General features: G+C 70.9%; 21 protein-coding genes and 3 tRNA genes. 17 read left to right on the top strand and 7 right to left on the bottom strand.

All coding sequences use genetic code 11. The features are described 5' to 3' along the window. Positions 1-51 precede the first annotated feature (51 nt). Positions 52-2,397: a CaiB/BaiF CoA-transferase family protein gene (locus tag RH864_RS01530; protein WP_310515731.1), complete on the bottom strand. Its 2,346-nt coding sequence runs from the start codon at positions 2,395-2,397 to the stop codon at positions 52-54. Between the two features lie 94 nt (positions 2,398-2,491). On the opposite strand from RH864_RS01530, the gene RH864_RS01525 reads away from it, so the two are divergent. Continuing rightward, positions 2,492-2,791: a DUF2510 domain-containing protein gene (locus RH864_RS01525; protein ID WP_310515730.1), complete on the top strand. Its 300-nt coding sequence runs from the start codon at positions 2,492-2,494 to the stop codon at positions 2,789-2,791. A 150-nt stretch (positions 2,792-2,941) separates the two neighbouring features. Beyond that, on the top strand, positions 2,942-3,880 hold the full coding sequence (locus RH864_RS01520; protein WP_310515729.1) for a DUF2510 domain-containing protein: 939 nt from the start codon (positions 2,942-2,944) through the stop codon (positions 3,878-3,880). An 87-nt stretch (positions 3,881-3,967) separates the two neighbouring features. Here the strand turns inward: RH864_RS01520 and RH864_RS01515 are convergent, their stop codons facing one another. Together RH864_RS01515 and RH864_RS01510 are read right to left on the bottom strand one after the other, a co-directional pair. After that, positions 3,968-4,882, bottom strand: a complete 915-nt coding sequence (locus RH864_RS01515) for a nucleotidyl transferase AbiEii/AbiGii toxin family protein (RefSeq protein ID WP_310515728.1) — start codon at positions 4,880-4,882, stop codon at positions 3,968-3,970. Continuing rightward, complete coding sequence (locus RH864_RS01510; protein ID WP_310515727.1) at positions 4,879-5,880, bottom strand: type IV toxin-antitoxin system AbiEi family antitoxin domain-containing protein; 1,002 nt, start codon at positions 5,878-5,880, stop codon at positions 4,879-4,881. The genes RH864_RS01515 and RH864_RS01510 overlap by 4 nt, the downstream gene beginning before the upstream one ends. Between RH864_RS01510 and RH864_RS19195 the strand changes: the two genes are divergently transcribed. Continuing rightward, the gene (locus RH864_RS19195) at positions 5,871-6,047 is read left to right on the top strand and encodes a barstar family protein (protein WP_396129933.1); all 177 of its coding nucleotides are present in this window, start codon (positions 5,871-5,873) and stop codon (positions 6,045-6,047) included. The two genes, RH864_RS01510 and RH864_RS19195, sit on opposite strands and share 10 nt — an antisense overlap. A gap of 60 nt (positions 6,048-6,107) precedes the next feature. Next, a complete protein-coding gene (locus tag RH864_RS01505; RefSeq protein WP_310515726.1) occupies positions 6,108-6,377 on the top strand; it encodes a hypothetical protein in 270 nt (89 codons plus the stop codon). Positions 6,378-6,418: 41 nt separating this feature from the next. Here the strand turns inward: RH864_RS01505 and RH864_RS01500 are convergent. From RH864_RS01500 to RH864_RS01490, 3 genes are all read right to left on the bottom strand, one after another. Then, positions 6,419-6,494: transfer RNA gene (locus RH864_RS01500), tRNA-Phe, on the bottom strand. 79 nt (positions 6,495-6,573) lie between these two features. Then, a tRNA-Asp gene (locus RH864_RS01495) sits at positions 6,574-6,650 on the bottom strand. Positions 6,651-6,681: 31 nt separating this feature from the next. Next, positions 6,682-6,754: transfer RNA gene (locus RH864_RS01490), tRNA-Glu, on the bottom strand. A gap of 373 nt (positions 6,755-7,127) precedes the next feature. Between RH864_RS01490 and RH864_RS01485 the strand changes: the two genes are divergently transcribed. Continuing rightward, positions 7,128-8,321: a peptidoglycan DD-metalloendopeptidase family protein gene (locus tag RH864_RS01485; RefSeq protein ID WP_310515725.1), complete on the top strand. Its 1,194-nt coding sequence runs from the start codon at positions 7,128-7,130 to the stop codon at positions 8,319-8,321. Continuing rightward, positions 8,314-9,597, top strand: coding sequence for a C40 family peptidase (locus RH864_RS01480; RefSeq protein ID WP_310515724.1), 1,284 nt, complete (start codon positions 8,314-8,316; stop codon positions 9,595-9,597). The genes RH864_RS01485 and RH864_RS01480 overlap by 8 nt, the downstream gene beginning before the upstream one ends. Before the next feature lie 211 nt (positions 9,598-9,808). Here RH864_RS01480 and ppa read toward each other — a convergent pair whose 3' ends face one another. Next, positions 9,809-10,294: an inorganic diphosphatase gene (gene ppa, locus RH864_RS01475; protein ID WP_310515723.1), complete on the bottom strand. Its 486-nt coding sequence runs from the start codon at positions 10,292-10,294 to the stop codon at positions 9,809-9,811. Positions 10,295-10,361: 67 nt separating this feature from the next. Between ppa and tilS the strand changes: the two genes are divergently transcribed. The 11 genes from tilS to RH864_RS01420 all read left to right on the top strand — a co-directional run bounded on the left by tilS (position 10,362) and on the right by RH864_RS01420 (position 19,704). Beyond that, the gene (tilS, locus tag RH864_RS01470) at positions 10,362-11,417 is read left to right on the top strand and encodes a tRNA lysidine(34) synthetase TilS (protein ID WP_310515722.1); all 1,056 of its coding nucleotides are present in this window, start codon (positions 10,362-10,364) and stop codon (positions 11,415-11,417) included. A gap of 240 nt (positions 11,418-11,657) precedes the next feature. Beyond that, positions 11,658-12,209, top strand: coding sequence for a hypoxanthine phosphoribosyltransferase (hpt, locus tag RH864_RS01465; protein ID WP_310515721.1), 552 nt, complete (start codon positions 11,658-11,660; stop codon positions 12,207-12,209). 108 nt (positions 12,210-12,317) lie between these two features. After that, a complete protein-coding gene (locus tag RH864_RS01460) occupies positions 12,318-12,650 on the top strand; it encodes a hypothetical protein (RefSeq protein WP_310515720.1) in 333 nt (110 codons plus the stop codon). A gap of 39 nt (positions 12,651-12,689) precedes the next feature. Continuing rightward, positions 12,690-14,708: an ATP-dependent zinc metalloprotease FtsH gene (gene ftsH, locus RH864_RS01455; RefSeq protein ID WP_310515719.1), complete on the top strand. Its 2,019-nt coding sequence runs from the start codon at positions 12,690-12,692 to the stop codon at positions 14,706-14,708. A 22-nt stretch (positions 14,709-14,730) separates the two neighbouring features. Then, positions 14,731-15,336, top strand: a complete 606-nt coding sequence (gene folE / locus RH864_RS01450; RefSeq protein ID WP_310515718.1) for a GTP cyclohydrolase I — start codon at positions 14,731-14,733, stop codon at positions 15,334-15,336. Beyond that, positions 15,323-16,147, top strand: coding sequence for a dihydropteroate synthase (folP, locus tag RH864_RS01445; RefSeq protein ID WP_310515717.1), 825 nt, complete (start codon positions 15,323-15,325; stop codon positions 16,145-16,147). Before folE ends, folP begins: the two co-directional genes overlap by 14 nt. After that, entirely contained in the window at positions 16,140-16,511 is a 372-nt protein-coding gene (folB, locus tag RH864_RS01440) for a dihydroneopterin aldolase (RefSeq protein ID WP_310515716.1), read from the top strand. Before folP ends, folB begins: the two co-directional genes overlap by 8 nt. Continuing rightward, complete coding sequence (gene folK, locus RH864_RS01435; protein WP_310515715.1) at positions 16,508-16,993, top strand: 2-amino-4-hydroxy-6-hydroxymethyldihydropteridine diphosphokinase; 486 nt, start codon at positions 16,508-16,510, stop codon at positions 16,991-16,993. Before folB ends, folK begins: the two co-directional genes overlap by 4 nt. Beyond that, complete coding sequence (locus RH864_RS01430; RefSeq protein ID WP_310515714.1) at positions 16,990-17,466, top strand: DUF3180 domain-containing protein; 477 nt, start codon at positions 16,990-16,992, stop codon at positions 17,464-17,466. The genes folK and RH864_RS01430 overlap by 4 nt, the downstream gene beginning before the upstream one ends. Next, positions 17,459-17,974, top strand: a complete 516-nt coding sequence (locus RH864_RS01425) for a PH domain-containing protein (protein ID WP_310515713.1) — start codon at positions 17,459-17,461, stop codon at positions 17,972-17,974. The genes RH864_RS01430 and RH864_RS01425 overlap by 8 nt, the downstream gene beginning before the upstream one ends. Beyond that, on the top strand, positions 17,971-19,704 hold the full coding sequence (locus RH864_RS01420; protein ID WP_310515712.1) for a PH domain-containing protein: 1,734 nt from the start codon (positions 17,971-17,973) through the stop codon (positions 19,702-19,704). Before RH864_RS01425 ends, RH864_RS01420 begins: the two co-directional genes overlap by 4 nt. The last annotated feature ends 90 nt before the right edge of the window (positions 19,705-19,794 follow it).

The raw sequence follows: 19,794 nt of genomic DNA, 5'->3' as shown, positions 1-19,794 counted from the left end.
GCCGGCCCGGCGGCCCCTTTCCCTGGGCGCGGTGACCTGGGTGGAACCCGCTCAGCGCGCCGCCCGGGCGCGCACCGCGTCGAGGTCGGCGCCGAACTCCGCGGGCAGGGTGCCGGCTCGCATGGGCGTCTCCGAGAAGCGCACGACCGGGCCGGGCATGACCACCTCGCCGTGGCGCGGCGATCGATCGCTCGCGCGGAGCCCGCGCCGGTCGACCGGTCCGCCCTCGCGCATGAGGCCCGGCAGGCTGGTCACCTCGTGCGCGCCGACGCCGGCAGCGTGGAGCGCGCGGCACGCCTCGTCGGCGCGGAGCCGGGCCAGGCGGGCCTCGAGCTCGGACTCCAGGTCGACGGGTGCGGCGTCGGGTTCGAGTCCGAGCGCGGCGTCGGGTTCGAGCCCGAGCGCGGCGCGCACTTGGGGCGTCTGCGAGGGCGCGGCTCCCAGGAAGAGCCAGCCATCGGCGGTCGCATACAGCCGTTGCAGTGCGTCCCAGCCGGTCGCCGCGCGTCCGCACGATCGTGCGATCGCCGCGTCGGGGTCGCCGACGATCCACGGGATCTGCTCGAGTGCCGTCGCCCTGAGCAGCGAGGTCTCGACCAGCTGGCCCCGGTTCGTGCTGCTGCGGTCGAGCAGGCCCAGGATGGCGCCGAACGCTCCGAGCACGCCCGTGGCGTAGTCGGTGAAGATCCAGCGCGGGAAATCGATGGACGGCGAAGATCCGCTGGGCGGCATCCCGTCGCCGAGCGTGAAGTGCGACAGCCCCGACGACACGTTCGCGAGCTCGGCATAGCCGCGATGTCCGGCCCATGGCCCCCTGGTGCCGAACGCATTGAGGTAGAGGTTCACGAGCCCTGGGGCGAGCTTCCGGACCTGCTCGTCGCTCGTGCCGAGACGCTCGGCCGTGCCGAGCGTGAAGTTCTGCACGAGGATGTCGCACGAGGCCACGAGGTCCGCGAACACGCCCCGGCCCTCCTCGGTGAAGAGGTCGGCGATGACGGTCTGTTTGCCCCGGTTGAGGTGGACGTGGAACAGGGGCTCCTCGAACGCGGCCGTGCTTCCCGCCGGGTCGACGTCCAGCTTGACGACGTCGGCGCCGAGCTGGGCGAGCAGCTTGCCGGTGGTCGGTGCGGCGACGACCCGGGACAGGTCGAGCACCCGGATGCCGTCGAGGGGTGCCCGCCGAGGCGCCCGCCGGGTCGCGGGCGCGGGTTCGTGCGCCGGTTCCGGTGCCGGTTCGGGTGCCGCGCCCGGTCCCGGCAGCGCATCGAGCGCCGCGATGACGGTGGCGGTGTCCGCGCCTGGCGCGGTCCGCGGCGCGATGCGCCCCGCGGACCGGGTGAGGTCGACCGCGATGCCCGGTACGAGGAGCTCGCCGAGCAGCGGGTCGACGACGCGCGCGAGGGCTCCCGACTCGGTCGCCGCCGGCTCGGCCGCGAACTCGGCGGTCGACCGCACCATGGCGAGGCTGCATCCGTGTTGCCGCCCGAGCTCCTCCCACTCCAACGCGTCGCGGGTCGCGAAGAGGTCGGTGAGGCGGCGCTGCAACTCGGCGGCGGCTTCGGGGTCGGCCCGCAGTCGGTCGAGGTCGACGAGGCCCTCGTCGATCCAGTCCTGCCTGCCCGCGGCCTCGACGAACCAGACGAGATGCCGGAACCACTGCGCGACGAACGTCAGGTGCCGGCCGTCCGCGCAGCGGAACAGGCCGCTGCCGAAGCTCGTGCCGCGGAGGGGGCTGCGTTCGAGTGACATGCCCTGCACGCCGCTCGCCTCGAACAGGGCATCGAACAGCGGCACCTCGATGCGCTGGCCGCGTCCGTCGCGATCGCGCGCGATCAGTGCTGCGCCGACCGCCATCGCGGTCTCGAGTGCGGCGAACACCGACGCGAGCGGCGCCGGCGAGAACGCCGCCGGGCTGCCGGCGGTGGTCGAGCCGCCGATGCGCAGCCCGGTCAGTGAGTAGCCGCCGCCCGCGGCCATGACCACGCCCTCCCAGCCCGGCAGGTCGGCGCGTTCGTCGTCGGCGCCGAAGCCGGGCATCGAGCAGAAGATGAGCTGCGGCGCGATGCGCGTGAACCGTCCGGCGCCGAGCCCGAGCCGGTCCATCACGCCGGGCCGGAAGTTCTCGATCACCACATCGGCGGACGCGACGAGCTTCACCGCCCGCTCGCGATCCTCCTCCGACGTGAGGTCGAGCACGACGCTCCGGCGGCCCCGCAGCAGCGCCGCGTTCGCGGGGGAAGGCCATCTCGGCCCGCCCGGCGGGTCGACGCGGATGACGTCGGCCCCCTGATCCGCGAGCAGCATCGCGGCCATCGGCCCCGCGATGTACTGCCCGAAGTCGACCACGCGCACGCCGGCCAGCGCCCCAGCCTCGGCATCAGTGCTCCACAGGCTCATGCGGTGAATCATTGCATAGATGCGGAGATCGTCGGCCTCTTCACCGGGAGGATGTGCTCCAAGCTCTCCGCCGTTCGAGGATTACGCTGCACCCATGGCCTCAACCCCACCGATTCCGCCGCCCGGCTGGTACAACGATCCGGCGGGCGCGCCGGTCTTCCGCTGGTGGGACGGTCGGGCGTGGAGCGAACACACCCAGCCATGGCCCCCGCCGGCGAGAGCCGAACCACAGGCGCCGATGGCGAGGCGGTTGGAAGACTGGGAACCCGGCATGAAGCTTGAGCACGCGGCCTCTCGATCGACGAAGGTCGGCCTGTGGGTGCTTCTCGGGATCACTGCCGCCGTGGTGATCGGATTCCTGCTTCAGCGGGCTGCGTTCGAGCTGATGTTCTAGCCGACCACGGCTTAGGCGAGCATCCTGGCGAGCCCGCACCAGGCATGAGGTTCTCGCCTCCGTAGAGCGTGGCGCTGCCCAAGACACCCCCGTTCTGGGGCGTAGGAACAACACAGCATCTGCCGCGTCTGCCTGCCAGGATGATCCATCGTGAGCGACCCGACGAACCACAACACCCCCGCAGGTTGGTACGACGACGGCAACGGCGCCCAGCGTTACTGGGACGGAGCCCAGTGGACTGAGCACACCGCCCCCGGCACGAGCGCCACCATCACCGGACTCGCACCGCAGAGCACGCTCGCGCCCGCGGCGGCAGCGAGCAAGCCGCATGTCCTCAGTATCATCGCGCTGATCACCGCAGCGGTCGGCTTCCTGTTCGCGTGCATCCCGGGCGCACTCATCGTCGGCTGGATTCTGCTTCCGATCGCGTTCGTCCTCTCGATCGTCGCGCTGTTCCTCAACGGCAAGAAGTGGCCGGCGATCACTGCCCTCATCGCATCGATCGTCGGCACGGTCGTCGGTTTCATCGTGTTCTTCGCCGTCGTCGCAACATCCTTCAGCGACGCGTTCGGAGGCACCGACGTCACGATCACCGAACCGTCCGCCGCCACGGACGAATCCGAGACTGTCACCGAAGAAGAGCCGTCTGAGGGGGCAGCTGCGCCGGAAGCAGGGACCCGCGAGAACCCCGTCCCGCTCGGCACCGTGATCAGCGGCGACGAATACGACGTCGTCATCAACAGCGTCACCCTCAACGGCACCGACGCCGTGCTTGCCGCCAACATGTTCAACGAAGCACCCCCTGAAGGCTTCGTGTACGCCATCATCAACACCACCATCACCTACACCGGCGCCGACTCCGGCTTTGCCGCCATGGTCGGCCTCGACTTCGTCACGGCCACCGGCGAAGTCCTCACCCCCTCCGACCACACCGCGGTCGCGCCAGAACCCGCACTCGGATTCGACGAGCTCTACACGGGCGGTGTCTCGACCGGCAACGAAGTCATCGCCATCCCCGCCGACGGCAACGGCCTCATCCGGGTGACTCCGGGCATGTTCGGCGACGACGTCTTCGTCGCCGTTCAGTAGCAGGCAGATCAGGACGGCGCGGCCTCCGCTCTGCCCCGCTCCCTGTCGCGGTCAAGACTGTGGCTGTCTGCACGGCTCGGGCCGGTCTCAGGGCATCCAAGCGCGCAGGTCATGATGCCAAGCCATCTGTTCGGCGCCGCCGGCGAGGATCGGGTCGAGGAATGACCGCATGAGTCCCGTCGCGGCGACGACCGTGCGGAAGTCGGTGCATGCCGGGAGAGGCGCGGCGAGCTTGGCGTAGCGGGCACCCCAAGCGGCTGGGACGGTGAACTCGACGGGCAGCGCCAGAGACCGGTTGCGTGCCTCGCCTTCGAGTGCCCGGCGCAGCTGGTGAGCGTCGACGTCTTGGGTGACGGCGAGCACGACGAGGTCGACGAGGTCCTTCTCTCGGCTCGACGGGTGACCGCCGTAGCGTACGAGGGTTGCGCAGACTTTGTCGGCGATCTGGTCGACGACTGGATAGAGGCGGTACGGGTGGCTTGGAAGCCTCGGAAGATCGAGGGCGTTGGCGGGGCTGGCGGTATCGGCGTCGCCGGTGGTGAGGGCGTTGACGACGAGGTCGACGTGCAGTGGGTTCTTCCGCTTGACGCCGACGTACACGTCGAAACGGACGCCGTACCCCTCGGTGGAGGTCTGCTGGTCCCCGCCCACCGCGCTGGTGTGATCGAGGTATTCGAATCGGAAGAAGTCGCCGAGATCGAGGACTGCCAGCCGGCGGAGGTCGTCAAGGGCGGCGTCGATCGAGCGGTTCGCGCGGAAGAGGTCGACATCGACCGTCGCGCGTGCGGAAGGCACCCGGGCGAGCATGCTCGTGCCGCCCTTGAGCATCCACTCGGTGTTGTCCGGTTCGGAGAAGATGCGGCTCAGGAACCGATTGAAGTACTCGAGCCGTACTCGTTCCTGCACCGTGAGCGACGGGTCGGCAGCGTTGGCTCTGCGGGCTGCGGCGTTGATCGCGGACTCGACGGCGGCAGGGCTGCCGTACTTCTCGGGCTCGGTCATGAGTGGTCGATCTCCTCCGGGGGTCGTGCGAGCTGAAGGGCGCTGGCGAGGCGGGCCCAGTCAGCCGACGTCATGGCATCGGCGACCTGGCGGATCTCTGCGAGTGCCGGGCCGTCTGCACCGGCTGCGACATCATCGCGGTCGTGACCCACCGATTCCAGCGCGCGACGGAGTTCCTCTGACTTGACAGCGAGTTGCTCGAAGAGCGGTTGCAGCGTCATGGCCAGGTGTCGATGAGCCGGATCTCGCAGCGTTGAAACATCGACCTTCGCGAGGCGCTCCAGATTCTCCACCGTGATGCGAGCGCTGAGCTCCGGCACTGCGGCGATTCGCTTGATCACACCGTCACGATCGATTCCGGCGATTCGAAAGAGCTCGGCGAGCAGCGCTGCCCCGTCGCCCCTGCGGTGGCCGTTTCGTTCGGCGAGTGGTGCCAGCAGTTCGGCGAGTCGGCTGGTGTCCAGTTCAGATTGATTGACCGCGTCGCGGAGCGCATTGCCGACGTTGGTGAGGTCTTCGCGGGTTTCGACGAGGTCGGCGATCGTGCGCTCACGAGTCGTCACCGGCAGGCCGCCGCGCACTGTGACGTCCTCGGCGGGGAGTTTTCGCGTTCGATAGTGGACGTCGGTTCGTCGCGTCTGCCGCCGGGTTGCCGTAGTCAGTTCACTGCGCGTGGCGCGGAGGTTGCCGATAGCGTGCAGGCTCGCGGCCGATTCGCCGGAGACGACGGCGCTCGGCGGGCGATCCGCCAGCCTCTCGTAGGCGAGTCGTTTGGGCTCGGTCGCGAGCCATGCAGCGTGCAGCTCCTCGTGCTCGGGGCCGGGCGCGCCGGCATCCCGGTACACGCCATGGGCGAGCCGGATGAGGTCGCCTGAGTCGACCAGACGGGCGAGGTTCATGTGGCTCACACCACGCGCGAGCGCCTGCGCCGACGTGACCAGCCCCCACTGAGACTCCGTCACCTCGGCGAGCACCCGAAGCGCTACGCGTGATTCCATGTTGCAATTCTAACGCTCAGGGTGTGAGTTTTGCAGAACTACTTCTTGGGTTAGCGGCATCCTTCAGAGCGAGCGGCAGGCATCGTGCATCCGCCTCGGCGCTCGCCTTCCCGGAGTGCTGCGGGGCTAATCTCGACGCACTCGCGGACTGCCTGAGCGTGTCGTAGAGATGGCGTACGGGTGCCCTTTGAAGCATCTTCAGTGTGACGGGTGAGAGGATCGATCCCATGTCGAACGCCGTTGAACGCCAAACGAACCCAACCGCGTGGGCGGCCTTCTGGGTTGCACTAGCTGGACTCGTCCTGATGCCCATCCCGCTGTTCATCGGGCTGATCGTGGGCGGCGGTCTGTCGATCGTCGCCGCGGTCCTCGGCGTGATCGCGCTACTGAAGGGCCTCGCCCGGAGCGGGAAAGGCATCGCACCCGTGGTGTTCGCTGCGATCTTCATCGCGCTCACCTGGGGAGGTATCTCGATCGGCGGCGGCGTCATCTGGTGAGGTTCCAGAACAAGAAAACCCCCGGTCGCCCGGGGGTTTCGTGGTGGCTCCGACCGGCATCGATCCGGTGACCTTTCGATTTTCAGTCGAACGCTCTACCAACTGAGCTACAGAGCCTCGTGGCATCCGCCCGACTGACGTCGAAACCGTGCCTCGATAAGGAGAAAGCCCCTTCTCTCGAAAGGGCTTGTCGCCTTGGCGACCCTGACGGGACTTGAACCCGCGACCTCCGCCGTGACAGGGCGGCACGCTAACCAACTGCGCTACAGGGCCATGCTTGTGAAATTATACCCGCCGTTCGCGGTGACCCCAACGGGATTCGAACCCGTGCTGCCGCCGTGAAAGGGCGGTGTCCTAGGCCGCTAAACGATGGGGCCGGAAGTCGTGACTGGCACAACCACCGAGAGGAAAGCATACGTGCTCGGGCGTGAGATTCCAAAACGACTCCGGCGGATGCCTCGCGCCGAGGTGTTCACGCCCGTGAACCGCGTTTGCGGCACGCGGAGCCGAAATCCCGGATCCGAGCCGATCGCTGCCTAGCGTGGCTGTGATCGCCTGCTGACGGAAACTTGGCGCGGGGGCCGGACCCTCGCGTGGACGGGGACTGGAATGAACCGAACTGCCGCGAAACGTGCGACCGCGCCCGAGCGGACGCGCCCGCGACGCCGGCCCCGCCGATCCGGACCGGCCCGATCCGGACCGGCCCGATCCGGACCCCAGCGGCTTCTCGCCGCGGCCGCCGCCGCGGTCATGGCGATCACGCTGCCGCTCGCGCAGCCGATCTCACCGGCCTTCGCCGCCGACTATCCGACCTGGTCCGAGCTGCAGGCCGCGAAGGCGAACACCGCGGCCGCGTCGCAGGCGGTCGACCAGATCATCTCGCTCATCGGGCAGCTCGAGGCGAACGTCGAGACCACGCGCGCCGAGGCCATGCGCCGCACCGACGAGCTCATCGCCGCGCAGCAGCGCTACGACGACGCCGTCCGCCGTGCCGACGAGCTGCAGGCGCAGGCCGACTCCGCGGCGACGGAAGCCGGCGACGCGAAGCGCAACGCGGGCCAGGTCGCGGCGCAGCTGTTCCGCACGGGCTCGAGCGATCTCGGCGTGAACCTCATGTTCGACTCCGGCGACGCCGCGGCGACCGATGAACTCCTCGCGAAGCTCGGCAGCATGGACAAGATGGTCGAACGCACCTCGTCGATCTACGAGCAGGCCCAAGCCAAGGCGAACTCCGCGACCTCGCTCGGCGAGCAGGCCGACGTCGCCCGCGGCGAACGCGAGGCGCTCCGCATCGCCGCCGAGGAAGCCCTCGAAGCCGCGCAGGCGGCGCAGGCCGCCGCCGAGGCCGCGCTCTCCGAATCGCAGGCGAAGAAGATCGAGCTCGATCAGCAGCTCGCGTTCCTGCGCGACACCGAGGCGAAGACCACGGCCGCGTACGAGGAGGGCGAGCGCATCCGCCAGGAGGAGGAGCGCAAGCGCCGTGAGGAGGCCATGCGCGCCGGCAGCCCGGGCACCGTCGTCAGCTCGGGGTGGGCGAGCCCCGCCGCGGGTCGCATCACCTCGGGCTATGGCGCACGCGGCTCGATCTGCACGGGCGGCGGCTGCTCGAACTCGTTCCACTACGCCGTGGACCTCGGCACCGGATGCTCCTCGCCGATCTACGCCGCCAACAGCGGCGTCGTCCGCTTCGCGGGCTGGTCGGGCACCTACGGCAACTACGTGCAGATCGACCACGGCGGCGGCGTCTGGACCGGATACGCCCACATCCGCCCCGGTGGTACGTTCGTGGGTCAGGGGCAGTGGGTCGACGCCGGGCAGAACATCGCGTCGAGCGGCACGACCGGGGCATCGACCGGGTGCCACCTGCACTACGAGGTCTGGATTGGTGGCTCGCGCATCGACCCGATCTCGTTCATGGCCGACCGAGGAGTTGGACTTGGCTGAGCATCGCACGCGCCCGGTATCCCGGGTGAAGCCCGCGACGGTCTTCTCGACCGTCGCCATCGGCGCCGTCACGGCATCGATCGGCCTGGCCGGCGGGCCGGCCTACGCCACCCCCGACTACCCCTCGTGGGGTGAGATCGAGCAGGCGAAGCAGAACGAGCAGACCAAGCAGGCCGAGATCACGCGGCTCGGCGAGCTGCTCGACGGCCTGCGGGCGACCGCGGACGCCGCGGTGCAGGCCTCGCGCATCGCCGACGAGAAGTACCGCAACACGCTCATCGCGCGCGACAGTGCGCAGGAGCGCGCCGACCAGCTCGGCCGGCAGGCCGAAGAAGCCCAGGCCGTCGCCGAGCTGTCGCGGATGCGTGCGGGCCTGATGGCCGCGCACCTCGCCAAGCGCGCCGACGGCGGGCTCACGACCGAGCTGGCGTTCTCGGGCGACCCCGACGGCCTGCTGAAGCAGCTCGGCACGGCCAGCAAGCTCGGCGAGCGATCGCAGGCGCTCTACGACCAGGCGCTCGCCGACAAGAACTCGGCCGATGCGCTGGGCGATCAGGCGAAGACCGCCACGGCCGAGCGGGAGAAGCTCGCCAAGGCGGCGGAAGAGGACGCCGCCGCGTCGCAGCGCGCAGCCGCCGCGTCGATCGCCGCGGTCACCGAGCAGGAGCGTCGCTCAGCCGAGCTGTACGAACAACTCGCGCTGCTCAAGGACACGACGGCCGCGCTCGAACGCGAACGCGTCGAGGGGCAGCAGCGGGCCGCGGCCGAAGAGGCCATGCGGAACGCACCGCCCGTGCCGGCCCCGGCGCCCGCACCCGCTCCGGCACCCGGCGGTGGCGGCGGCGGGAGCGCGCCGGCGCCCGCGCCCGTCCCGGTTCCCGTGCCGAACCCGTCGGTGCCGAACCAGGGCGCGGTCGAGACCGCGATCGGGTTCGCGAGCGCCCAGCTCGGCAAGTGGTACGCCTCCCCGGGCGACTCCGTCAACACCTGGGACTGCTCGGGCCTCACGCGTGCGGCCTACGGCGCCGCCGGCATCTATATCGGCACGCACTCGGCCACGAACCAGTACTTCACGCTCGCGAACCAGGGCAAGGCGATCTCGGTGCGCGACGCGCAACGCGGCGACCTGCTGTTCTGGGGCGGCGGTGGCAGCTACTACCACGTTGCGATCTACCTGGGCGGCGGCCAGATCCTCGAGGCGCCCGACTATGGCAAGACGGTGCGCATCTGGCCCATCTGGGGCTCGCCGTCGGCGGCGGCCCGGCCCGCGGGCTGACCTCGAGGCATCCGCTCGAGGCATTCGCTCGAGTCAAGACGACGCTCGCTCTTCGTTGCTCAGGAAGATCGGATGCCTCGTCGGCGAGCCGCGCGCCGCGGCGCGGCGTGTCCAGCCGATCTTCCTGAGCAAGGATTTGCGCATGACCACGAAGGGGCGCGAACCTCGCGGTTCGCGCCCCTTCGTGCCGTGCTCGGATGGTGCGGTCGGGTCAGTGACCCGGGAACGCCTCGATGGCCTTCTGGATCAGCGACTCGGCCTCGGCCGCGTTCGCCCAGCCCTCGGTCTTGACCCACTTCCCGGGCTCGAGGTCCTTGTAGTGCTCGAAGAAGTGCTCGATCTCTTTCCGCCTGAACTCAGGGATATCCTCGACGTCCTGGATGTGGTTCCAGCGCGGGTCGCCCGCGGGCACCGCGACGACCTTCGCGTCGCCGCCGCCGTCGTCCGTCATGTGGAACACGCCTACCGGGCGCACCTTCACGCCCACGCCCGGGAACAGCGGGTAGTCGAGCAGCACGAGCACGTCCAGCGGGTCGCCGTCGTCGCCGAGGGTGTTCTCGAAGAACCCGTAGTCGGTCGGGTAGACGAACGTGGTGTACAGCACGCGGTCGAGGAAGACGCGGCCGGTCTCGTGGTCGACCTCGTACTTGTTCCGGCTGCCCTTGGGGATCTCGATGACGGCGGCGTACTCGCCCATGTGTGCTCCTGTCGATGAACGTCTGCGCGCGGGCGAGGCCCGCGATCGGCGCAATAAGGTTACCGTGATGCCTTCCGAGCCTTCTTCCGACGAGCGAGCGGATGCCTCGCGCGAACGCCGGCCGCGCCTGACCCCGCCGATCGCGAACGTGCGACGCGCGGTGCGCGCGATGCTGCCCGACGCCGAAGGCGCACTCGTGCTCGTCGCGCTCTCGGGCGGCGCCGACTCGCTCGCGCTCGCCGCGGCGACCGCGTTCGAGGCTCCGCGGGCGGGTGCGCGCGCAGGCGCGGTGATCGTCGATCACGGGCTGCAGGATGCCTCGCACGAGGTCGCGGCGCGGGCTGCAGCGCAGGCGCACGAGCTGGGCCTCGAGCCGGTGCTCGTCCGTCGGGTCGAGGTCGCAGGGGAGGGCGGGCCGGAGGGGGCGGCGCGCACGGCGCGCTACACGGCGCTGGACGCGGCGGCCGCGGAGACCGGCGCGGCGCTCGTGCTGCTCGGCCACACGCTCGACGACCAGGCGGAGACGGTGCTGCTGGGCCTCGCGCGCGGGTCCGGCGGTGCGAGCCTCGCCGGCATGGCGCCGCGCGCCGGGCGGTATGCGCGGCCGCTGCTGGGCATCCGGCGGGCAGAGACCCGGCAGGCCTGCGCGGACGCGGGCCTGACCTTCTGGGACGACCCCCACAACACGGATGCCTCGTACGCGCGCGTGCGCGTGCGTGAACGCGTGCTCCCGGTGCTCGAGGCCGAGCTCGGGCCCGGCATCGCCGAGGCGCTCGCGCGCACCGCCGAGCAGCTGCGCGAGGACGAGATCGCGTTCGACGCACAGATCGAGGAGTTCATCGAGGAGATCTGCGAGCCCGCCGAGGCCGGCATCGCGGTGTCGGTCGGCGTGCTCGAGGCGAACCCCGCGGCGCTGCGGCAGCGCATCATCCGGCACGTCGTCGCGAGCGAGTTCGGGGTGTCGCTCAGCCGGACGCAGACGCTCGAAGTGGCACGCCTGGCGACGGAGTGGCACGGGCAGGGGCCGATCGACCTGCCCGGCGGGGCCAAGGCGACGCGGGTCGCACGACACGTCGTGTTCTCGGCGACCGGGGCGACCGAGATCCTGCCCCACGATCACTGAGCCCTCCCGCCGGACGAGCAGCGCGCGAGGAACGAGCACGCGTATCGATACCGCTGCCGCACCCGTCGGTCGAGTAGCGCGCGAGGAACGAGCACGCGTATCGAGACTCGGCGGCCCGTGCTCGCGAGCCGCCCACCAGGGTCTCGTTGCGCTCGCTGGCGCGCAGCTCACTCGACCAACGGGGGCGATGCGAGCGCGTAGGCTCGAGGCATCCGTTCGCCTTGGATGACAGGAGCAGGCATGTACGCGCGCGAGATCGAGGCCGACCTGACCGAGGTCCTCGTCACCGAGGCCGAGATCCAGGCGAAGCTCGCCGAGCTCGCGCGCCGCATCGAGACGGACTACGAGGGCCGCGACCTGCTGCTCGTCGGCGTCCTGAAGGGCGCGGTCATGGTCATGGCCGACCTCGCGCGCGAGCTGCGACCGCACGTGAACATGGACTGGATGGCCGTGTCGAGCTACGGCGCCGGCACGCAGTCCAGCGGTGTCGTGAAGATCCTGAAGGACCTCGACACCGACCTCACGGGCAAGCACGTGCTCATCGTCGAAGACATCATCGACTCAGGCCTCACGCTCAGCTGGCTGCGCGGCAACCTCGAGTCGCGCGGCGCCGCCTCGGTCGAGATCTGCGCGCTCCTGCGCAAGCCCGACGCGGCCAAGGTCGACGTCGACGTGACGTACCTCGGATTCGACATCCCGAACCAGTTCGTCGTGGGCTACGGCCTCGACTTCGCGGAGAACTACCGCAACCTGCGCGACGTCGCGATCCTCGCGCCGCACGTGTACTCGTAGCCGTTGGTCGAGTGAGCTGCGCGTATCGAGACCCGGCGCGACGGTCTCGATACGCTCGCTGGCGCTCGCTACTCGACCAACGGGCGGGCGGCCCCCTAGAGTTCACGCATGGGCCGGCTCCGGCAGAGGATGCGCGACGCGGTCGCGGCCTTCACCAGCAATGCCGTCAACCCGAACCTGCGCCGCGCGCAGCTGAGCTTCCTCGGCGCCTGGACCGCGGAGTGGGCGTTCACCGTCGCGCTCGGCATCATCGCCTACCGCGACGGCGGCGCCGCGGCCGTGCCGTCGTCGTCGGGGTCGCCGCCGCCGCGTCGCTCTGGGCGGCACTGCTGCTCGCGCGCGTGCGCTACGACGCCCCGCCGCGGCCCGCCGCGCGACGGCCGCACCTCGTCCGCGAGGCAGGCGCGCGTTGAGCGGCAGGCGCGCTTTCAGCGAACATGAAGCGCGTGCACAGTGGCGCGACGATAGCCTTGCCTCACCATGAACATGAAGAAGATCCTGCGCGGGCCGATCATCTACATCCTGCTCGCCATCGTCGCCGTGTGGGTCGGGTCGAGCCTGATCACCGCGTCCGGCTTCAAGCAGGTGTCGACGCAAGAGGGTCTCGAGCTGCTCGACGACGGCAAGGTCGCCGCCGTCAAGATCGTCGACGGTGAGAACCGGGTCGACCTCACGCTCAAGAAGGCCGACGAGGAGCTCGGCTCACAGGTGCAGTTCTACTACGTCACGCCGCGCGGCGACGACGTGGTCGCCGCGGTCGACGCGGCCAACCCCGCCGACGGCTACGACGACGAGGTCCCGCAGCCGAACTGGTTCCTGTCGATGCTCGGCATCCTGCTGCCGCTGGTGCTGATCGGCCTCTTCTTCTGGATCATGCTCTCGGGCATGCAGGGCGGCGGCAACCGCGTCATGCAGTTCGGCAAGTCCAAGGCGAAGATGGTCTCGAAGGAGAGCCCGAAGGTCACCTTCGACGACGTCGCCGGCGCCGAAGAGGCGATCGAAGAGCTCCACGAGATCAAAGAGTTCCTCAAGGAGCCCGCGAAGTTCCAGGCGGTCGGCGCCCGGATCCCCAAGGGCGTGCTGCTCTACGGCCCTCCCGGTACCGGCAAGACGCTGCTCGCCCGCGCCGTCGCCGGCGAGGCCGGCGTGCCGTTCTACTCGATCTCGGGCTCCGACTTCGTCGAGATGTTCGTGGGCGTCGGCGCGAGCCGCGTGCGCGACCTCTTCGAGCAGGCCAAGCAGAACTCGCCCGCGATCATCTTCGTCGACGAGATCGATGCCGTCGGCCGGCACCGCGGTGCGGGCCTCGGCGGCGGCCACGACGAGCGCGAGCAGACGCTCAACCAGCTGCTCGTCGAGATGGACGGCTTCGACCCGAAGACCAACGTCATCCTCATCGCCGCCACGAACCGGCCCGACATCCTCGACCCGGCCCTGCTGCGCCCCGGCCGGTTCGACCGGCAGATCGGCGTCGACGCGCCCGACCTGAAGGGCCGGCAGAAGATCCTCGAGGTGCACTCGAAGGGCAAGCCGCTCGCCAACGGCGTCGACCTCGAGGTGCTCGCGCGGAAGACGCCCGGCTTCACGGGTGCCGACCTCGCGAACGTGCTCAACGAGGCCGCGCTGCTCACGGCGCGCTCCAACGCGCAGCTCATCGACAACCGCGCGCTCGACGAGGCCGTCGACCGGGTCATCGCTGGGCCGCAGCGTCGCACGCGCGTCATGAAAGACAAAGAGAAGCTCATCACGGCGTACCACGAGGGCGGCCACGCGCTCGCGGCAGCCGCGATGAACTACACCGACCCGGTCACGAAGATCACGATCCTGCCGCGCGGCCGCGCCCTCGGCTACACGATGGTGCTGCCGCTCGAGGACAAGTACTCGGTGACCCGGAACGAGCTGCTCGACCAGCTGACCTACGCCATGGGCGGCCGCGTCGCCGAAGAGATCGTGTTCCACGACCCGTCGACCGGGGCGTCGAACGACATCGAGAAGGCGACCGCCACGGCGCGGAAGATGGTCACCGAGTTCGGCATGTCGGCCAACGTCGGCGCCGTGAAGCTCGGCCAGTCGCAGGGCGAGGTCTTCCTCGGCCGCGACATGGGCCACCAGCGCGACTACTCCGAGGGGATCGCCGAGAAGGTCGACAGCGAGGTGCGCGCGCTCATCGAGCAGGCCCACGACGAGGCCTGGCAGGTCCTGAACGACAACCGCGACATCCTCGACAAGCTCGCCTCCGAGCTGCTCGAGCAGGAGACGCTCGACCACCACCAGATCGCCGAGATATTCAAGGACGTGCGCAAGCTCCCCGAGCGGCCGCTGTGGCTCTCGAGCGACAAGCGCCCGGTGTCCGATGTGCCGCCGATCACGTTCCCGAAAGAGAAGATGCCCATCGATCAGGGTGCGGTCGACGGCGGCGTGGACTCCGGCGACACCCCCGTCGAGGAGCCCGCAGCGCCCAGGAAGCCGCGAACGAACCCGCGGCCGGCCACGGCGTAGCCGGCACGGTGGAGGGGGTGCCATGACCGAGGTCGATGCCGCCCGGGTCGAGCGCGCCGTGCGCGAGATCCTCCTCGCGATCGGGGAAGACCCGGACCGGCCTGGCCTGCAGCGTACGCCGCAGCGGGTCGCCGAGGCCTACGCGGACTTCTTCGGCGGGCTCGCGGTCGACCCGCTGAGCCACCTCGCCGACTCGGTGCCGATCGGCGAGACCGACGCCGGGGTGCCGGCCACCGGCGATGCGGTCGTGCTCCGCGACCTCGCGTTCCGTTCGGTGTGCGAGCACCACCTGCTGCCGTTCGTCGGGACGGCCCATGTGGCCTACCTCCCGGGCCAGCGCGTGGTCGGCCTCGGCCGGATCCCTGCGGTGGTCGAGACGCTGGCGCGCCGTCCGCAGTTGCAGGAACGACTCGCCGAGGAGATCGCCGACACGCTCGTGGCCGGGCTCGACCCGCGTGGCGTGCTCGTCGTGCTCGACGCCCAGCACCGCTGCGTCACGACGCGGGGCGCACGTCAGGAGCGGAGCTCGACGATCACGATCGCGAGCCGCGGCGCGCTCGCCGAGCCGGTGGCCCGGGCCGAGATCATCGCCCTCATCGGCGCAGGCCCCGGGCATGCACGTGACTGACGCGACGCCGACGCTCGTGATGGGGGTCGTCAACGTCACCCCGGACTCGTTCAGCGACGGCGGGCGGTGGTTCGACGCCGACGCGGCGATCGCGCACGGCGTGGAGCTCGTCGCCCAGGGGGCCGACCTCGTCGACGTGGGCGGCGAGTCGACCCGGCCTGGCGCCGCACGCGTCGAGCCGGACGAGGAGCTCCGCAGGGTCATCCCCGTGATCCGCGAGCTCTCCGCCCGGGGCATCCGGGTGAGCGTCGACACCATGCGCGCCGCGACCGCCGAGGCAGCCGTCGAGGCCGGCGCCGAGATCATCAACGACGTGTCGGCCGGCCTCGCCGACGCGGCGATGGCGGCGATCGCCGCGGCGTCCGGCGCGCGCTACGTCGCCATGCACTGGCGAGGCCACTCGGACCGCATGGACCGGCTGGCCGAGTATGCGGACGTGGTGCACGACGTCCGCGACGAGCTGGCCTCGCGGGTGGACGCGCTGGTCGCCGCGGGCGTGCCGGCCGAACGGATCATCCTCGACCCCGGACTCGGGTTCGCCAAGCGCGGGGAGCACAACTGGCAGCTGCTCGCGCGCCTCGACGAGCTGGGCGCCCTCGGCCTTCCCGTGCTGGTCGGCGCCTCGCGCAAACGCTTCATCGGGTCGCTGCTGCCCGACGACGCGCCCGTCGAAGACCGTGATCTGCCGACCGCCGTGATCAGCGCGCTTTCGGCGCAGGCCGGCGCCTGGGCGGTGCGCGTGCACGACGTCGTCTCCACGCGCCGCGCGCTCGACGTCCTCGGTGCGTGGCAGAGTGGACGACGTGGCTGATCTTCGCGACCGCATCACGCTGACCGGCGTGCGCGTGCACGCGCACCACGGCGTGTTCGACTTCGAGCGCGAGGCGGGTCAGCCGTTCGTGATCGACGTCACGGCGTTCGTCGACCTGGCGGCCGCCGCGGCGGGCGACGATCTCGCCCGGACCGTGCACTACGGGGAGCTCGCCGAGGCCGTCGTCGCCGCGGTCGAACGCGACCCCGTCGACCTCATCGAGACCGTCGCCGAACGCGTCGCGACCGTCGCACTCGGGTTCGCCGCGGTGCGCGAGGTCGAGGTCACGGTGCACAAGCCCGACGCGCCGATCAGCGTGCCCTTCGCCGATGTCTCGGTCACGATCGTGCGGAGCCGGGCATGAGCCGCGCCATCATCGCGTTCGGCGCCAACCTGGGCGACCGTGAGGCGACCATCGCCGAGGCGGTGCGCGAGCTCGCCGACACCGACGGGGTCGCGCTCGTCGCGGTCTCGCCGGTGTACGAGACGGCGGCGATCACCGTCTCGGGGGTCGACCCGGACGCCCCCGGCTACCTCAACGGCGTCGTGGCCATCGAGACCTCGCTCGACCCGCACGCCCTGCTCGAGCGTCTGCACGAGATCGAGGCGGCGCACGGCCGCGAGCGCACCGAACGCTGGGGCGCCCGCACGCTCGACCTCGACCTGATCGACGTCGACGGCCGCGTCATCGCCGACGACCGGCTCGTCCTGCCGCACCGGCGCGCCTGGGAACGGGCCTTCGTGCTGCAGCCGTGGCTCGACGTGGAGCCCGACGCGACGCTCGCCGGGCGCGGACCGATCTCGGCGCTCCGCGCCGCCGCATCCGACGAGGTGACCCGAAGGTGAGACGCACCCATCCCTCGTCGCTCATCGCGTGCGTCGTCGGCGGTGTCGTGCTCGGCTACCTCGGCGACCTGCTCGTGGTGAGCAGCGGCGGCACGGCGCTCGTGCCGCCGCTCTCGCTGCCCATCACGCTCGTCGGGGTCGCCGCGATCGTCCTCGTGCTCGCGTGGCCGGTCCGGCGTGCGGTGACCGGGCATTCGCGACGACGCCTCGACCCGTTCCGGGCGATGCGCATCGCGGTGCTCGCCAAGGCGTCGAGCCTCGCGGGGGCCCTCGTGCTGGGGCTCGGCATCGGCATCACGCTGTTCCTGCTCACGCGCGCCGTCGTCCCCAACGCCACAGTCGTCTGGATGGCCCTGGCCACCGCGATCGGCGCGGCGCTCATGCTCGCGGCCGGGCTGGTCGCCGAGTGGTTCTGCACGCTGCCGCCGCCCGATGACCCCGATGCCCAACACGAGGAGCACGCACATGTCTGACGCCCCCGGAACCCCCGACGCGGCGCCTGACGGAGCGTCCAGCCCGGACACCGACTGGCGGCGCGTCTCGCCGAAGTACATCGTGGTCGAGATCGTGGGCTCGGTGATCGGCGCGGGTGTCCTCGCGGCCGGCATGCTCATCGCGTACTTCCTCGGCAACCAGCAGTGGGCGCTGTGGATCGCCGTCGCGGTCGCGGTCGTCGCGCTCATCTCGATCGCGTTCGAGCCCCGACGCGTGCGGTCGATCGGGTACCGCTTGCGCGAGGACGACCTCGTCTTCCGGCGCGGCATCATGTTCCAGCGTCAGGTCGCGGTGCCCTACGGTCGCATGCAGCTCGTCGACATCACGCGCGGGCCGGTCGCCCGGGCGATGGGGCTCGCCGACCTGAAGTTCGTCACGGCCGCCGCGGCGACCGCCGTCACCGTGCCCGGGCTCCCCGCCGAGGAGGCCGACCGGCTCCGCGACGAGCTGGTCGCGCTCGCCGAGACCCGCCGGGCGGGCCTGTGACCGCGAAGGCCCCGAACGCCGCGCCCGCGACCGGGCTGGCCGACGGCGAATGGCACCGGCTCCACCCGGCGAGCCCGTTGCTGCGCGGTGGGCTCGCGCTGCTCGCGATCCTCGGGTTCGTCATCGCGAACCTGCGTGAGCGACTGGTCGAGCTGTTCATCCCGATCTTCGCGCCCGATCTCGGGGACGAGTTCGACGAGGAGTTCAGCCGGTGGCAGGGCGATTGGGCGAGCGACCCGATCGGCGGCCTCGTGATGAACGGCCTGGTCGGCTGGGCGCTGATCGGGGTCGCGGTGATCCTGATCGCCATCATCTTCGGGTTCTGGCTGTCGTGGCGCATGCACACGTTCCGGGTCACCGACGAATCGGTGGAGGTCCGCAGCGGCATCCTGTTCCGCTCCCACCGCAGTGCGCGCCTCGACCGCATCCAGGGCATCAATGTCGCGAGGCCGCTGTTCGCGCGCCTCTTCGGCGCGGCGAAGCTCGACGTGTCGGTCGCGGGCCAGTCGGGGAACGTGCAGCTGTCCTACCTGGGCTCGGCGCTGGCCGACGGCCTGCGCGCCGACATCCTGCGCCTGGCCTCGGGTGCGCGGGCCGCGAAGGCGGCGGTCCAGGCGGGTCCGGTGACGGATGCCTCGGCGGCGGCCGGGGCATCCCAGCAGGCCGCTCCGGCGGAGCATACCGCCTCGGTGGAGCAGCCCGACCCGGCGGCGATCGCCGGCGCGGCCGCAGTGCCCGGCGCGACCGAGGGCCAGGCCTCGGGTGACGCCGAGTCGCGCGGGCGCGTCGGCGAGCTCGTCAACCGCCGCGTCGGCGAGTTCCTCGCACCCGAGCTCGACCCCGACCTCGCGCCGCCCGAGTCGGTCGTGCACATCCCGCTCGGCCGCGTGATCGGCTCGACGGCGCTCGGCGGCGCCATGATCTGGATGCTCGTGCTCGTCGGAGTCCTGGCGGTCGGCGTCGCCACGCGCACGTGGTGGGTGCTGTTCTCGTTCATCCCGGCCCTGATCGGTCTCGTGAGCTACGTCTGGTCGCGGATCACGCGATCGCTCAGGTACTCGATCGCGGGCACGCCCGACGGTGTCCGTATCGGGCACGGGCTGCTGTCGACGGCGAACCAGACGCTGCCGCCCGGCCGGGTGCACGCCGTCCAGGCGACGCAGTGGCTGCTGTGGCGGCCGTTCGGCTGGTGGAGCGTGAAGATCAACATCGCCGGGCAGTCGCTGTCGGCCAGCAATGAGGCCGCCCAGCGCACCGTGGTGCTGCCGGTCGGCACCGCCGACGACGTACGGCGCGTGCTCGACCTCCTGCTCCCCGGCGCCGCCGAGGCGCTCGGCGACTCGCTGACCGCGGGGCTCACCGGCCGTGGCGCCGACGGCGGCTTCGAGCCCGCGCCGCGCCGCGCGGCGTGGCTGCACCCGTTCTCGTGGCGCCGCATCGGCTGGCTCGAACGCGACGGCGTCGCGGCGATCCGGCATGGGGTGCTGCTGCGCGGGCTCTCACTCGTGCCGCTCGCGCGCCTGCAGTCGGTCGCGATCCAGCGCGGGCCGCTGCGCCGGATGCTCCGCCTCGCGACCCTGCGGCTGCACACCGTCGCCGGCCCCGTGACGCCCACGCTGCCGGCCATCGACGAGGCGGCCGCGACGGCCGCGTTCGACGCCGTCGCGCGCGAGTCCGTCGCGCGTGCGGCCGCCGATACGACGCACCACTGGGGCGCCGCGCATGGCTGACCGGTCGTCGCCCCAACCCACTCGCCGAGCGGTCGCATGTGGTGGGTGCGGCGCTGAAACACCCGCCATCCGCGACCGTTCGGTGAAGAC

The organism is Agromyces aerolatus (genome assembly GCF_031432255.1).
Taxonomy (GTDB): domain Bacteria; phylum Actinomycetota; class Actinomycetes; order Actinomycetales; family Microbacteriaceae; genus Agromyces.
The sequence above is the reverse complement of the archived record's forward strand: the minus strand, read 5'-3'. Positions and strand labels throughout refer to the sequence as shown.

Bases quoted from the DNA above. Each gene is read 5' to 3' on its own strand.
- RH864_RS01530 (WP_310515731.1), bottom strand. From the start codon at position 2,397: ATGAGCCTGTGGAGCACTGATGCCGAGGCTGGGGCGCTGGCCGGCGTG.
- RH864_RS01525 (WP_310515730.1), top strand. From the start codon at position 2,492: ATGGCCTCAACCCCACCGATTCCGCCGCCCGGCTGGTACAACGATCCG.
- RH864_RS01515 (WP_310515728.1), bottom strand. From the start codon at position 4,882: ATGACCGAGCCCGAGAAGTACGGCAGCCCTGCCGCCGTCGAGTCCGCG.
- RH864_RS01510 (WP_310515727.1), bottom strand. From the start codon at position 5,880: ATGGAATCACGCGTAGCGCTTCGGGTGCTCGCCGAGGTGACGGAGTCT.
- RH864_RS01505 (WP_310515726.1), top strand. From the start codon at position 6,108: ATGTCGAACGCCGTTGAACGCCAAACGAACCCAACCGCGTGGGCGGCC.
- RH864_RS01485 (WP_310515725.1), top strand. From the start codon at position 7,128: ATGGCGATCACGCTGCCGCTCGCGCAGCCGATCTCACCGGCCTTCGCC.
- ppa (WP_310515723.1), bottom strand. From the start codon at position 10,294: ATGGGCGAGTACGCCGCCGTCATCGAGATCCCCAAGGGCAGCCGGAAC.
- tilS (WP_310515722.1), top strand. From the start codon at position 10,362: ATGCCTTCCGAGCCTTCTTCCGACGAGCGAGCGGATGCCTCGCGCGAA.
- hpt (WP_310515721.1), top strand. From the start codon at position 11,658: ATGTACGCGCGCGAGATCGAGGCCGACCTGACCGAGGTCCTCGTCACC.
- RH864_RS01460 (WP_310515720.1), top strand. From the start codon at position 12,318: ATGGGCCGGCTCCGGCAGAGGATGCGCGACGCGGTCGCGGCCTTCACC.
- ftsH (WP_310515719.1), top strand. From the start codon at position 12,690: ATGAACATGAAGAAGATCCTGCGCGGGCCGATCATCTACATCCTGCTC.
- folE (WP_310515718.1), top strand. From the start codon at position 14,731: ATGACCGAGGTCGATGCCGCCCGGGTCGAGCGCGCCGTGCGCGAGATC.
- folP (WP_310515717.1), top strand. From the start codon at position 15,323: ATGCACGTGACTGACGCGACGCCGACGCTCGTGATGGGGGTCGTCAAC.
- folK (WP_310515715.1), top strand. From the start codon at position 16,508: ATGAGCCGCGCCATCATCGCGTTCGGCGCCAACCTGGGCGACCGTGAG.
- RH864_RS01425 (WP_310515713.1), top strand. From the start codon at position 17,459: ATGTCTGACGCCCCCGGAACCCCCGACGCGGCGCCTGACGGAGCGTCC.